This window comes from Halomonas sp. JB37 (genome assembly GCF_002332255.1).
In the GTDB taxonomy this organism is placed as follows: Bacteria; Pseudomonadota; Gammaproteobacteria; order Pseudomonadales; family Halomonadaceae; genus Vreelandella; species Vreelandella casei.
This window is the reverse complement of record NZ_NRGW01000001.1, coordinates 724011-737101: the sequence shown is the minus strand read 5'-3', so window position 1 is coordinate 737101 and position 13091 is coordinate 724011. Positions and strand designations below refer to the sequence as shown.

Sequence of the window (13091 nt, the reverse complement as noted above, 5' to 3'; positions counted from 1 at the left end):
GTGACGCCCCTGTCACAGATAGCCCCTTGTCTCACTATAAAAAACTGCCCACTCCAAGGAGATCACGTGGATAACGCCACACGTTCCAATATGCCTTACCAGCTGCTTCAGCGCGCGACGCTAGCCATGGTTTGCACCAGCCTTCTGGGGCTTTCGCTGGCCACTCATGCTGACACGCTACCCGCCACCACGCTGCGCTTGGCACACGTTGTTAATAGCGATGACACTTACCACATTGCGGCAACGCGCTTTCAAGAACTGCTCAGCGAAAAGAGCGACGGCGCGATTAGCATCGAAATTTTCCCCAATGCTTCGCTAGGCGATGAGCGTACGCTGCTGGAAGGTATGCAGATTGGTACCGTCGATATGGGCGTTATTACCAACGGGCCGGTGGCTAACTTCGTTGATGAGTTTTCCGTTTTTGAGCTGCCGTTTCTGTTCCCATCTGCCGAAGCCGCCTACTCGGTGTTAGATGGTGACATCGGCCAGGAGATCCTCGACAAGCTGGAAGGCGTCAATCTCAAAGGGCTGGCTTACGCCGAGCGCGGTTTTCGTAACATCACCAATAGCCGCAACGCGATTAATACCCCTGACGATCTTGATGGTTTAAGGCTGCGCGTGATCGAGAACGAAGTGTATGTGGATACCTTCCGCACGCTGGGTTCCAACGCCGTGCCGATGGCCTGGACCGAAGCACTGACCGCCCTACAGCAAGGCACCATTGATGGGCAGGAAAACCCCATCAATGCGATCTATGCGTTCAACCTGGCGGAAACTCAGGATTACCTGACCATGACCCGCCACATTTACGCACCGGCGCTGTTTATTATGAGCCTGCCCAAGTGGAATTCACTGCCCGAAGACGTGCAGACCTTAGTGCTTGAGGCATCACGTGAGGCATCGGCCTACGCACGTGAACAAAATGCGGAAATGGAAGCCGAGCAGTTAGCCGCCCTTGAAGCCGCCGGTATGGAAATCAACGACTCGCCGGATATTGAAGCGTTTCAGGCCGCGGTAGCCCCGGTCTACGAAAAATACGGCAGTCAGTTCGGTGACTACCTCCCCCGTATCCAGGAGGCGCTGCAGTAACGTGGCCACTTTGTCGCAATCGTTATTATCACTATTAAGAGGCATTGAGCGCGGGCTGGATAAGATTCTCCAGCCTATCGTGTTCCTTGGCATGGCTGCCCTGATTGGCGTGATCACGCTACAAATTGTCTCTCGGGTGCTATTTAGCGCCGTCGGCTGGACCGAAGAAGTCGCCCGTTTTCTACTGGTATGGATCACCTTTTTGGCCGGCACCCTGGCGTTTCAGCGCGGGCGGCATATTGCCGTGACCTTTGCGGTGGATGCCCTACCCGGCCGTCTGCGCCAAGCGGCACGGGTTATCGCCCTGCTCATCGTGCTGGCCTTTATGATCACGCTGATTGTGATTGGCTACCGTTATATGCAGGTGCAGAGCTTTCAGAAATCCGCCTCGCTGCGCCTGTCGATGACCTATGTGTATGCGGTGATGCCGATCTGCGCGGCCATTATGGCATGGTATGCGCTGGTCGATATTCTAGAGCTGCTGCTTAACGGCGAGACCTCCCATCACCAGGAGGAACCGCTATGACGCTGCTGCTATTTGGGCTTTTCTTCCTGTTTATGCTGCTGGGCGTGCCGATCGCTTTTGCGATTGGCGCCAGCGCGCTGTATGCCCTGTACCAGTCGGGCGTACCGCTGATGGTCGTCACCCAGCAGATGTTCCAGGGCATTAACTCCTTTGCGCTGGTCGCGATCCCGATGTTTATTCTGGCCGGTGATTTAATGGCCCAGGGTAAGGTGAGCGAAAAACTGGTCAGCTTTGCCGATTCGCTAGTGGGCTTTATGCGCGGCGGGCTGTCGGTGGTTTCCGTGATGGCGGGCATGTTCTTTGCGGCGATTTCCGGCTCAGGGGCCGCGACCACGGCAGCCGTAGGCTCAAGCCTAGTACCAGAGCTTAAACGCAAGGGCTACGACCCGGCCTCGGCGGCTAGCCTGATCGCGGCGAGCGGCACCATTGGCGTGGTCATTCCGCCCTCGGTGCCGATGATTATCTATGCGGTCATCGCCCAACAGTCGGTATCCAAGCTGTTTTTAAACGGCTTTTTGCCAGGGCTCGCGATGGGATTAGGGCTAATGGCCATCGCCATTGCGCAGGCCTATAAGCGCCAATACCCTAAAGGTACGCCGCTATCACTAGCCACTATTCTGCGCACCTTTAAAGATGCCAGCTGGGGGCTGATGACGCCGGTGATCATCCTGGGCGGTATTTTCACGGGGCTATTCACACCGTCAGAAGCAGCGGTCGTCGCGGTCAATTACGCCATGCTGGTATCGCTGCTTGTGTATCGTGACCTAACGCTGGTGCAGGTTTATAAGCTGTTGATTCGCTCTGCGATGACCACGGCGGTGATTATGCTGGTGATTGCGATGTCAGCGGTGCTGAGCTGGACGCTCTCCAGCTGGCAGGTGCCGGGCGCCATTGCCCAAGCCGTGCTGTCGCTCTCGACCAACCCCTACGTGATTATGCTGCTGGTAGTCGGCGTTATTTTGCTCACCGGGGTGTTTATTGAAACGGCCAGCGCGCTGATTATTCTCACGCCGGTACTGCTGCCGCTGGTGCTTCAGCTGGGGATTGATCCTATTCACTTTGGTTTGATCATTGTGGTGGGGCTTTCCATTGGAATGATTACCCCGCCGGTGGCGATTAACCTTTACGTGGCGTCATCGATCACGCAGCTGCCGCTTGAGCGCATCACCCGCGCCATCGTGCCGTACTTATTGGGGCTGATTGGCGTGCTGCTGCTGGTCGTTTACGTGCCGATACTCATGGGCTGGTCAGGGCGTTAGCAGCGTTGGAATTTACTGACCGCAGCCCTTCCCCTTCAATGCCTTTGACCAAGCCCAGGATGGCTTGGTCGGGCTTAGCAGGAGACACCATGAACGCACAGCGCCCAAAAAGCTCGTCATCTCCACCAGAGGCCGCCTTGGCGTATCAGCCAATGGAGGTACGCCACGATGCCAGCGGCTGGCATGCCAACGCTCAGGAGGACATGCTGGCACTGGAAGTACCGGTGGCGCTGGTCTACAACGGTATCTCCCACGCGGTGATGATGGCCAGCCCTACCGACCTGGAAGACCTGGCGCTGGGGTTCAGCCTTTCTGAAGGTATCCTTGCCCATCCGCACGAGTGCTACGACATGGAACTACGTGAGGAAGAGCATGGGCTGGCCGTTCAACTGACAATTTCGACCCAAAGACTGGTGGAACTCAAACAGCGCCGCCGCAACCTGACCGGCCGCACCGGCTGCGGTCTATGCGGCACCGAATCCCTGGAACAAGCGATTAGCCCGATTCCCCATGTGATTGCGCCAGCGCTGAGCGACGCGGCTATTCAGCATGCCCTGGGCGAATTACTCGCTCACCAGCCGTTACAGGCGGTGACTGGCGCCAGCCACGGTGCTGCTTGGTGCGATTTAAATGGACGAATTCAACGGTTACGCGAGGATGTTGGCCGCCACAATGCGCTAGACAAGCTGATCGGCTCCTTGGCCGGCGATGGGGTGCTGCTTGATGAAGGCTTTGTGCTGGTCTCAAGTAGGGCTAGCTACGAGATGGTGCACAAGTGTGCCAGCGCAGGCATTGGTGCACTGGTCGCTGTCTCTGCGGCCACGGCGCTGGCGGTGGAACAGGCCCGCGAGGCGGGTTTACTGCTGGCTGGCTTTGCACGCCCAGGTCGTCATTTGATCTATCACCGCCCTCTTACAACAGCTGCCTATGCACAGGATGGCTAACGCGAAAGCCCCTAAACTGAAGGCCTTATATGTGCCATTTTTGCCCACTTTAGGTATTTTTCTACTGTGTAAGCAGTTATTTAGCTAACAATTGTAGGTTTCATAACATGGGTTAAGGTGTGCATTACCTTAGTCGTCCAATCTACTTAGGTGGTGGCCAAGGATGGCCCGTTTTTAGCAAGCAGCTAACCACATTCTTCAGTTGCCCTGACCACTTAAACCGCCTGGTCAGGGCGGCTTTTTTGTTTATAGGGCTGCCGCAACATCAGGCCGACGCTCGTCAAGCATTCCTTTATCGAGAATAAAGCGGATGATCTCCTCAAGCCCCACCCCATCATAAAGATTGGTAAATACAAAGGGGCGCTCGCCGCGCATCTTTTTAGAATCTCGCGCCATAATGTCTAACGAAGCGTGCACCTGTTCCGCGATATCCATTTTATTGATAATCAGCAAATCGGACTTGGTGATCCCTGGCCCGCCCTTGCGTGGAATTTTGTCGCCGGCAGAAACGTCGATCACGTAAAGCGTTAGATCGGAAAGCTCAGGGCTAAAGGTCGCTGAAAGATTATCGCCCCCCGACTCCACCATCACCAGCTCAAGCTTAGGATGACGCGCCTGTAGCTCATCAATGGCGGCAAGGTTCATCGAAGCATCTTCACGAATAGCCGTATGCGGGCAGCCGCCGGTTTCCACGCCCAAAATGCGATCGGCAGGCAGGGCATCGTGTTTGAGCAAAAAATCGGCATCTTCGCGGGTATAGATATCATTAGTGACCACGGCAATATCGTAATAATCGCGCAGCGCTAAGCAAAGCTGCTTGAGCAGCGCCGTTTTACCGGAACCCACCGGGCCGCCTACTCCAATACGTAAACAGTGCGTCATAACATGTCCTCAATAAGCGGATTAACTGCTGAGCTATCTAACGTCTACAAAACGTGAATCTGTTAGCTTCTAAACAGGCGTGAATATTGCGTTTCGTGTAATGCGCTGGCGAGCGCCAACCCAGGCAGCACAGGGCCTAGCTCGTCGTCATATAACGTCAGCGCATGATCAACGGCATCAACCAAAGCGGGGCGCAGCTGCTCAATAATACGCTGCGCAGCGGTGTGACCAAGCGGTAGCGCTTTGCAGGCCACGGCTAGCTGATTTTCCAGCCACGCCCAGGCAAAGCCGAGCAACATTTGCCGAATAGACGCGCCACGCAAGTGGGCCGCAAAGGCAAATAGCGTCACATAGCCTGGGTGGGCCGGTAACAAGGGCGGTAGTAAGTCTTCACTCGGCATCAGATTTAAGCTGCCCAACAAGCGCTTTAACGATGCGCCCAGGCGGCTATCTTCAGCGGCTAACTCCGCCGTTTCCCGCGTGGCGGCCAGCCACTCATCCCACTGCGCGATTGAATCACGGTCTGCGTCATCAATGGCCTTGTGCAGCCGTGCCAGTACCGGTAGTTCGCAGCGTGTTATGCCATCTTCCAAGACGCCGCACAGCCATTCAGTCAGGCTGGCCTCATCCCGTACCCAATCAAGCTCAAATGCGCTTTCCAAGCCTTGCGAGAAAGCAAATGCCCCGATGGGCAACGCCGGGCTAACCAGTTGCATCAGCCCCAACAGCGCTAAATCGTCGTGCTGCCCGGCGGATGCGGTTTGCTCAGTGGGCATGGTGGTGATCGTGATCGTGCACATGGTCGTGGCCGTGCGCATGGCCATGGGAGTGCCCACCGCCTACTTGGCTATAGGCGCCCGGCTCTGGGTCGAAGGTCGCGTCATGGTGCTCCAGCGTGGCGCCCAACAGCACGGCTAGTTCCTCCAGCACGTGATCTGGCGGGAAGCGCACCCAGCTGCCTTTTTCATCGTCACCTAAGGCTAACTGAACGTGGCGATTACCCAGATGATAGGCCAGTCGCGCTAGCGGTAAGCCAGTACTCACTCGCGCGGTAACCACCGGTTCTATGGCGGCGCAGATGCGTACCACTTCGCCGCTTTCGGCTTTTAGGCCTTCGCCGCTACGCAGTACCGGCCCGCGATCTAAAAACAACCCAAGCTCACGGCCACTGTCGCTTTTGGCTTTCAGGCGTCCACGAATTCGCAGCTCAAAGGGCAGCGTTAGTGTATCGCTAGCAGCGCTCTCGTTTATCGGCCCTAAACGTTCTATCAGTTTTAGCATGACTAGCGTCCTTTCTCGCTCGGTGCGGCTGTGCCGGGGGTAGGCAGTAGAGAGGGTCTTTTGCCATGGATGGCAAAAGTAGCGTACACGGACGTATTCACAGCGCCCTCTCGTAGGCCTATCCCCGGCGCCCCGGATAATAGTTCAATCAAAACAAGTGATAGCGCTGGGCCAGCGGCAGTTCGGTGGCCGGCTCGCAGGTTAAAATTTCGCCGTCACAGCGCACTTCATAGGTTTGCGGGTCCACGGTTAATTCAGGACACGCATCGTTCAACTTCATATCTTTTTTACGCACGCCGCGCACGTTTTTACACGCAGCCAGCGTACTTTGCAGGCCCAGGCGCTCCTTAATACCGGCATCTAGCGCGGCCTGGCTAACGAAGTTGAGTCGAATTTGACTGGTGGCACGGCCGAAAGCGCCAAACATGGGCCGGTAGTGAACCGGCTGGGGTGTGGGGATTGACGCATTGGGATCGCCCATGGGCGCGCCCACAATCATGCCGCCTTTTAAAATCAGTGCCGGTTTAACGCCGAAGAAAGCAGGCTTCCACAGCACTAAGTCAGCCAGTTTACCCACTTCCACCGACCCCACTTCATGAGCAATACCGTGCGTGATCGCGGGGTTGATGGTGTATTTAGCGATATAGCGCTTAGCGCGAAAGTTATCGGCGCCCAGCGCTTCATCTTCTGGCAGTAAGCCGCGCTGTACTCTCATTTTATGCGCGGTTTGCCAAGTACGGCAGACCACCTCGCCTACGCGCCCCATGGCTTGGGAGTCTGAGGCAATCATCGAGATCACGCCAAGGTCATGCAGAATGTCTTCAGCGGCAATGGTTTCGCGGCGAATACGCGAATCGGCAAACGCCACGTCTTCAGGAATATTAGGGTCGAGGTGATGACACACCATCAGCATATCGAGATGCTCGTCGATGGTATTGATCGTGTAGGGCCGTGTCGGGTTGGTGGATGACGGCAGCACATACTCTTTCGAACAGGCGGTCAGAATATCCGGCGCGTGGCCGCCGCCCGCCCCTTCCGTGTGATAGGTGTGAATACCGCGCTCTTTAAAGGCTGCCAGGGTGTCTTCGACAAAACCCGACTCGTTTAGCGTGTCAGTATGAATAGCAATCTGCACATCATACTTTTCCGCCACGGTTAAGCAGTTATCAATGGAGGCCGGCGTGGTACCCCAGTCTTCGTGGAGCTTTAGGCCCATGGCACCCGCTTCTAGCTGGGCCTCAAGCGCTTCGGGCAGGCTGGCATTGCCTTTCCCCAGCAGGCCGATATTCATCGGCAGGTCATCAACGGCTTGCAGCATTTTACCAATATGCCATGCGCCGGGCGTACAGGTCGTGGCGTTGGTACCGGTAGCCGGCCCGGTGCCGCCGCCTAGCATCGTGGTGATGCCACTCATCAATGCTTCTTCGACCTGCTGGGGGCAAATAAAGTGAATATGCGAGTCGATGCCGCCAGCGGTAAGAATTTTGCCTTCGCCTGAAATAATTTCAGTACCGGGACCAATCACGATATCAACATCGGGCTGTACGTCCGGGTTGCCAGATTTGCCAATCGCAGCGATACGGCCATTTTGCAGCCCTACATCGGCTTTAACGATGCCCCACCAGTCTAAAATCAGCGCGTTGGTGATGACGGTATCCATCACCGAGTCATCAACACGCTGGCTTTGGCCCATACCATCGCGAATCACTTTGCCACCGCCGAACTTCACTTCATCACCGTAGTGAGTGGCGTCTTTTTCGACTTCAATCCACAGCTCGGTATCGCCTAAGCGAACCCGGTCGCCCACCGTAGGGCCGTACATATCGGCGTAGGCTCGCCGACTGATCTTGTTGGTCGGTTTCATTGTTTACCTCCGTCGAGCGCGCCCATGACTTCGCCACGAAAGCCATAAATTTCGCGCTTGCCGACAAACGGAATTAGCGTGACTTCACGGGTCTGGCCAGGCTCAAAGCGAATCGCCGTGCCTGCTGCCACGTCTAAACGAAAGCCGCGGGTTTTGACGCGATCGAAAATGAGCGCGGGATTGGCTTCTGCAAAATGATAGTGAGAGCCTAGCTGGATGGGGCGGTCACCGGTATTCGCAACGTCTACCGTAATGCGCTCACGCCCCACGCACAGCTCGATATCGCCCTCTTTTAACTGATACTCACCAGGAATCATCGTATCTTCTCCAAGAGGGGCGCTTAGTTGATGGGGGTATGCACAGTGACCAGCTTGGTGCCATCCGGAAACGTGGCTTCTACCTGGACTTCGTCAACCATCTCGGCAACGCCTTCCATTACGTCTTCACGGCTAAGTATTTCACGGCCATAGCTCATTAAATCCGCCACGCTGCGGCCATCCCGAGCACCTTCCATAATCTCGAAGCTGATAAGCGCCACCGCTTCCGGGTAATTGAGTTTTAAACCACGTGCCTTGCGGCGCTCCGCCAATTGGGCGGCTGAGAACAGCAGCAGCTTGTCTTTGTCTCTCGGGGTTAGTTCCATGAGGTGTCTCCGTTACATAGGTTAGGCGGGACTGTAGTAACATAGCGCAACCCATGTACCAAAATGGTGAATAAAAGGAAAAGAAATTAAAATTCAAAAACTTATAATTAATCACTGGGCTTAGCCGAACGCTTTAAATGCACCAAATCAATCAACCCACCCCGCCCAGGCACCAAAATAGTGCATTTTGGCGTTACCAAGAATTTAAGCATATGCCGTCTTCAAAAAATAAATAAAAACCATTATCATTTAAGGACCTATTCATAGCGGTATTCCCATAACGTGACGGTCTCTCGACGCTACACCATCAATCACTTTCTGGACTATGGCCGTCGCTATTGCATCGACTATCGCTTCCCCGACGTGAATGCCGCCCCCACTTACCTGCCTCATGCAGCCGTTGCTATTGGCCGCGTAGAAGAACATGACTTGATGGACGGGATGGGGCTATTCATTTCCGATCTCGACATTAAGCGCCCCTACCGATCTTGCTCACAGGGCAGTGAAACGTTATTGATTGTCGTGCTGCTAGAAGGCCGGGTCCATTTTGATATTTCAGGCCAGCGCCGCTGGCTAACCGAAGGCGAGGCATGCTGTTTGCGACTGACGGAGGAGCGGACTCTCAGCGCTCTTCACCCCGCCAATCAACGGCTGCGCACGCTATGCCTTTCATTGCAGAAACCGGCGATCAATAGCTGGTGTGGCGCATCTTCTGCTAAAACCATGTCTCATACGTGGCGATTGAGTGCCGGCTTACGCCTCGCTCTTGAAGAAGGATGCGACCGTGTTGGCTCAGAGCTTGCTCAGCGCACACAGCTTCAAGGACTAGCGTTACAGGTATTAGCGCAAAGCATGTCGGCTCAGCCCCAGCAATGCATAGCACCACCCCTATGCGCTTACCAGGAGCGCCTTGAACAAGTTCGTCGCTGGCTGGATGAAGAACCGCTGCTGAATCATTCATTAGCCCGTTTGGCCGAGCACGCAGCGATGAGCCCAAGCACCCTGTTACGCCACTTTAAGCTGGCCTACGGATTAGCCCCCATCGACTATTTGCGAAAGCGCCGCTTAGCGCTAGCCAAGGAGCTGCTCATGCGTGGTCATAGCGTGCAACAGGCTGCTCACCTAAGTGGCTATCGTCACGCCAGTAATTTCATTACGGCTTTTCGTAAGCTGTATGGCATCTCACCCGGCGGTTTATGCCATCAGGCGGGCTGAATGAAAGTTCCCGCATTTGACGCGATCTGACGATTGCGCATAACGCATGGCTGAGATGGCATAACTATTCCCACTCCATTAATGGAATAATTCTCAATTGTTAAAAAATTCACTTGAGAAGAATAACCGATGCCATCTTTTCCCCGTCTAACGCTCACTGCTTTATTACTGGCATATCCCCTTCACGCATTGGCGGATGCAAAGGAGACGCTCAACAATCTTGTCGTTACCGGAGAGCGGCTTGCCGATAATAGCGAAAGCACGCAGCGATACACGGTGCCGGCTAGCCGTAGTGCAACGGGCTTGTCGCTGACGCCTCGTGAAACGCCGCAATCCGTTAGCATCATTACCCGCCAGCAGATTGATGACCGAGCATTACAAACCAGCGGTGACGTGCTCGCTCAGGTACCTGGCGTTTCACCCAGTCGTGCCGATAGTAACCGTATGAGCTATTCCGCACGCGGCTTCACGATTCGCAGCTTTCAGTTCGATGGGCTGAGCATTCCCATCAACAATTTCTGGAATTTTGGGGATACAGATTGGGATGCTGCTATCTATGACCGTGTGGAAGTAGTACGCGGCGCGACGGGGCTTTTGACGGGTGCAGGCGACCCCTCTGCGAGCGTGAATTTTATCCGCAAACGCCCGCTGCCTGACGCGGCAATCTCGCTTTCTACCAGCATAGGGCGATGGGATCGACGCCGGATAAGCGCTGATGTCTCGACACCGTTAACCAGCGATGGCACGACGGGCATCCGCTTTGTCGCTGCCAAAGATCGCAATGACAGCTTTATTAGCCACCAGGGAGATGATCACGACACGTTATATGGCGTGATCAGCAGTGAACTGTCGTCTGCGACGCAGTTAACGGCAGGCGTTGAATACCAGCGCAATGACTCTGATGGCATGGGCTCTGGCGTGCCCGTTTTTTACGCCGATGGCGACCGCACCGACTTTGATCGCAGTGCCTCTAACAATACCGCCTGGTCAACGTTCTATAACGAAACCACGCGCGCGTTTGCAGACCTCAGCCACACGCTGGATAACGGCTGGACCTTGCGGGCGGCCTACAGCCATAACGACGGTAACTACGGCATGCAGTACCTATACCGTGGCGGCTACCCCGACCGAGATACCGGCCTTGGCATGTCGAGTTCTTACTTGAACTACCGCGGCAACCGTACTCAGCAAACGGTCAATCTCTCCGCAGAGGGCAATTTTGGCCTCTTGGGGCGCCAGCATGAGCTGGGCATAGGCTGGATGTATAACGAGGACGATTTCGATATTTTGACCGCGTCACCCGCGGGTGCAGCGCCGGATGCCGGTAGCTTCTTCAACTGGCGCGACAGCGTGGTTGCCAAGCCCGCATGGGGAGATTTTGCTAACGCTGATAGCATGCGCGTCACTCAAAGCGGCGGCTATGTGGTCTCACGCTTTTCACTCAGTGACCCGCTGAGCCTGATTGTCGGCGCACGCCTGAGTGACTGGGAGCTGGATCAAAACTACTTCGGCGATGAGCGGCAATATCGCTATAGCAACGAGCTAACGCCCTATGCAGGCCTTGTTTATGACGTGACCGAGCATACCTCGCTATACGCGAGCGCTACAGAAATTTTTCAGACTCAGAACGCTCGCTTTGAAGACGGCTCACTGCTGGATCCTCTGCAGGGGCGTAGCTATGAGATCGGCGCTAAAACCAGCTTGCTGCGAGACCAGCTGGATGCCAGTGTCGCCGTGTTCAGAACAGAGCAAAATAACGCCGCTGAAGCGATCCCGGGCGTAGAGGTTATCGGCCAGCCCGGTACACAGGCAAACCGAAGCATTGATGGTAATCAAGTTAACGGGCTGGAGCTGGAACTCATCGGTGAGGTGCAGCCTGGCTGGAACCTGAGCGCGAGCTACACCTTAGCGCAGGCAGAAACGGCCCAGGGAGAACGCACCAATACGTCCCACCCGCGCCAGCAGCTTAAGCTGTTTACCGCCTACCAGTTGCCGGGCACATGGCACGACCTGACCGTGGGCGGTGGCGTGCGCTGGCAAAGTGATATCTCGCGCGCTGCCTCTAGCCCGAACGGTAGTGTGCAGGTCGGCCAGGATGCTTATGCTGTTGCCGACCTGATGGCCAGATACCGCTTCAATGACAATCTGAACGCTCAGCTAAACGTCAATAATCTCTTCGACAAGGATTACTACGAGCAAATTGGCTTTTATAGCCAGTACTGGCTGGGCGAACCGCGTAGTGCCACCGTTTCATTGAACTGGGATTGGTAAGAACCGGCCGTTAGGGTTGTGTCCACCACAGCCCTAGGTTAACCAGATACGCGGCGTATGCGCTTCACGCTCAATCCAACGCGGACGCAGTAGCCGCCAGGCCTGCTCGCACAGCGACCAGGCTTCATTGCGTGAATGACCCAAGTAGCGCAGCAGCAGTACGCCGTAACGCACGGTGACGGCCCAACGAGGGTTATCCGGCAACGCCTCGCGCAGGGCATCAATAGCGGCAGGTGCATCAGCAATACCTACCGCCCAGAGGGTAGCTTGTACGGTCGCACCACCTTGCCCCCAGCGCCCCGCAAAGCGTGGGTGTAGCGGGTCTAACGGCTGGCGCTCTAACCACAGCGGTTTGCCATCTAGCGTGAGCCGAAAGTGTTGTTCAATGCGCCCCGAAACGTAGGGCAAATTGCTTGCCGGGCGCCCCAGCGCCATCATTTCCCAACCTAAGCAGCGAGCACTGCCGTGTAGGGCAATATGCGTGCGCTGCTCACCTTTCGAGCCATCAAAGGCGATGGTTTCTTGGGGCAGCCATTCCAGAATCGCGTTATCTTCCACGCTTAGCTGGGTATGTTGAGTCCAGGCAACGCCTTGGCTGTCGGCTTTATAGAGTTTATTGGCAGCCGGAGTCGTCAGCAGCGCATGGGCACCGCTCTCTACATGAGCACTAATGGTAAGCGCATCGCCACTCACCAGTCCGCCCGGTGGGTGAAGCACGTACACATGGCACGCCTCACTTCGGCCTTCTGGGTAAAACGGCCGTTGCACCCGCAGCGGGCCTTGGTGGCGCGCCTGTACCATGCGGGTAACGCCGTCGCGCTGGGCAAAACGTAAGTCCAACGAAGCCGCCCAGTGGCGGCCTTGATCAAAGCGGTGGCCAGAGGCAAGGGGAGATTTTGCGATATCGCATAGCATCATAATTAGCTATCGCTTCCTTTCAGTAAGCCGTTAGCTAAGTAGTGCAATTAATGCGCCAAAATGGTGAAAAATTATTTTCCAGCTCTAAGACAATGACTTAAACAATTTCTCCCTACACCTAAAAATTTTCAATGCACCACAAAAGATCAAAAAAATAACAATTTGCACCAAACAAGAACGTACAGGCGCTGCTTATGCT

The 13091-nt window shown here is 55.5% G+C and carries 13 protein-coding genes; 6 read left to right on the top strand and 7 right to left on the bottom strand.

The window, feature by feature from the left end:
* Positions 1-90: 90 nt before the first annotated feature.
* The 4 genes from CIK78_RS03580 to fdhD all read left to right on the top strand — a co-directional run bounded on the left by CIK78_RS03580 (position 91) and on the right by fdhD (position 3818).
* On the top strand, positions 91-1089 hold the full coding sequence (locus tag CIK78_RS03580) for a TRAP transporter substrate-binding protein (RefSeq protein ID WP_096282244.1): 999 nt from the start codon (positions 91-93) through the stop codon (positions 1087-1089).
* A gap of 1 nt (position 1090) precedes the next feature.
* Positions 1091-1615, top strand: coding sequence for a TRAP transporter small permease (locus tag CIK78_RS03575; protein WP_096277295.1), 525 nt, complete (start codon positions 1091-1093; stop codon positions 1613-1615).
* Positions 1612-2874 (top strand): TRAP transporter large permease, encoded by a 1263-nt coding sequence (locus tag CIK78_RS03570; RefSeq protein WP_096277293.1) that lies wholly within the window; start codon positions 1612-1614, stop codon positions 2872-2874. The genes CIK78_RS03575 and CIK78_RS03570 overlap by 4 nt, the downstream gene beginning before the upstream one ends.
* Before the next feature lie 152 nt (positions 2875-3026).
* Positions 3027-3818: a formate dehydrogenase accessory sulfurtransferase FdhD gene (fdhD, locus tag CIK78_RS03565; protein ID WP_096282243.1), complete on the top strand. Its 792-nt coding sequence runs from the start codon at positions 3027-3029 to the stop codon at positions 3816-3818.
* A 246-nt stretch (positions 3819-4064) separates the two neighbouring features.
* On the opposite strand, the gene ureG is transcribed toward fdhD, so the two are convergent.
* The 6 genes from ureG to CIK78_RS03535 form a co-directional block, all read right to left on the bottom strand.
* Positions 4065-4700 carry an urease accessory protein UreG gene (ureG, locus tag CIK78_RS03560; RefSeq protein ID WP_096277291.1) on the bottom strand — a complete coding sequence of 212 codons (636 nt, stop codon included), beginning with the start codon at positions 4698-4700 and terminating at the stop codon, positions 4065-4067.
* A gap of 62 nt (positions 4701-4762) precedes the next feature.
* On the bottom strand, positions 4763-5476 hold the full coding sequence (locus tag CIK78_RS03555; protein WP_096277289.1) for an urease accessory UreF family protein: 714 nt from the start codon (positions 5474-5476) through the stop codon (positions 4763-4765).
* Positions 5466-5981 (bottom strand): urease accessory protein UreE, encoded by a 516-nt coding sequence (gene ureE / locus CIK78_RS03550; protein ID WP_096277287.1) that lies wholly within the window; start codon positions 5979-5981, stop codon positions 5466-5468. Before ureE ends, CIK78_RS03555 begins: the two co-directional genes overlap by 11 nt.
* Positions 5982-6129: 148 nt before the next feature.
* A complete protein-coding gene (gene ureC, locus CIK78_RS03545) occupies positions 6130-7845 on the bottom strand; it encodes an urease subunit alpha (RefSeq protein WP_096277284.1) in 1716 nt (571 codons plus the stop codon).
* The gene (locus tag CIK78_RS03540; RefSeq protein ID WP_096277282.1) at positions 7842-8162 is read right to left on the bottom strand and encodes an urease subunit beta; all 321 of its coding nucleotides are present in this window, start codon (positions 8160-8162) and stop codon (positions 7842-7844) included. The genes ureC and CIK78_RS03540 overlap by 4 nt, the downstream gene beginning before the upstream one ends.
* Positions 8163-8185: 23 nt before the next feature.
* Entirely contained in the window at positions 8186-8488 is a 303-nt protein-coding gene (locus CIK78_RS03535; RefSeq protein ID WP_096277280.1) for an urease subunit gamma, read from the bottom strand.
* A 282-nt stretch (positions 8489-8770) separates the two neighbouring features.
* Between CIK78_RS03535 and CIK78_RS03530 the strand changes: the two genes are divergently transcribed.
* Together CIK78_RS03530 and CIK78_RS03525 are read left to right on the top strand one after the other, a co-directional pair.
* Positions 8771-9703, top strand: a complete 933-nt coding sequence (locus tag CIK78_RS03530) for a helix-turn-helix transcriptional regulator (RefSeq protein ID WP_096277278.1) — start codon at positions 8771-8773, stop codon at positions 9701-9703.
* 129 nt (positions 9704-9832) lie between these two features.
* Positions 9833-11974 (top strand): TonB-dependent siderophore receptor, encoded by a 2142-nt coding sequence (locus CIK78_RS03525; protein WP_096277276.1) that lies wholly within the window; start codon positions 9833-9835, stop codon positions 11972-11974.
* A gap of 33 nt (positions 11975-12007) precedes the next feature.
* Here the strand turns inward: CIK78_RS03525 and CIK78_RS03520 are convergent, their stop codons facing one another.
* Positions 12008-12892, bottom strand: a complete 885-nt coding sequence (locus CIK78_RS03520; RefSeq protein WP_096277274.1) for an urease accessory protein UreD — start codon at positions 12890-12892, stop codon at positions 12008-12010.
* Positions 12893-13091 lie beyond the last annotated feature (199 nt).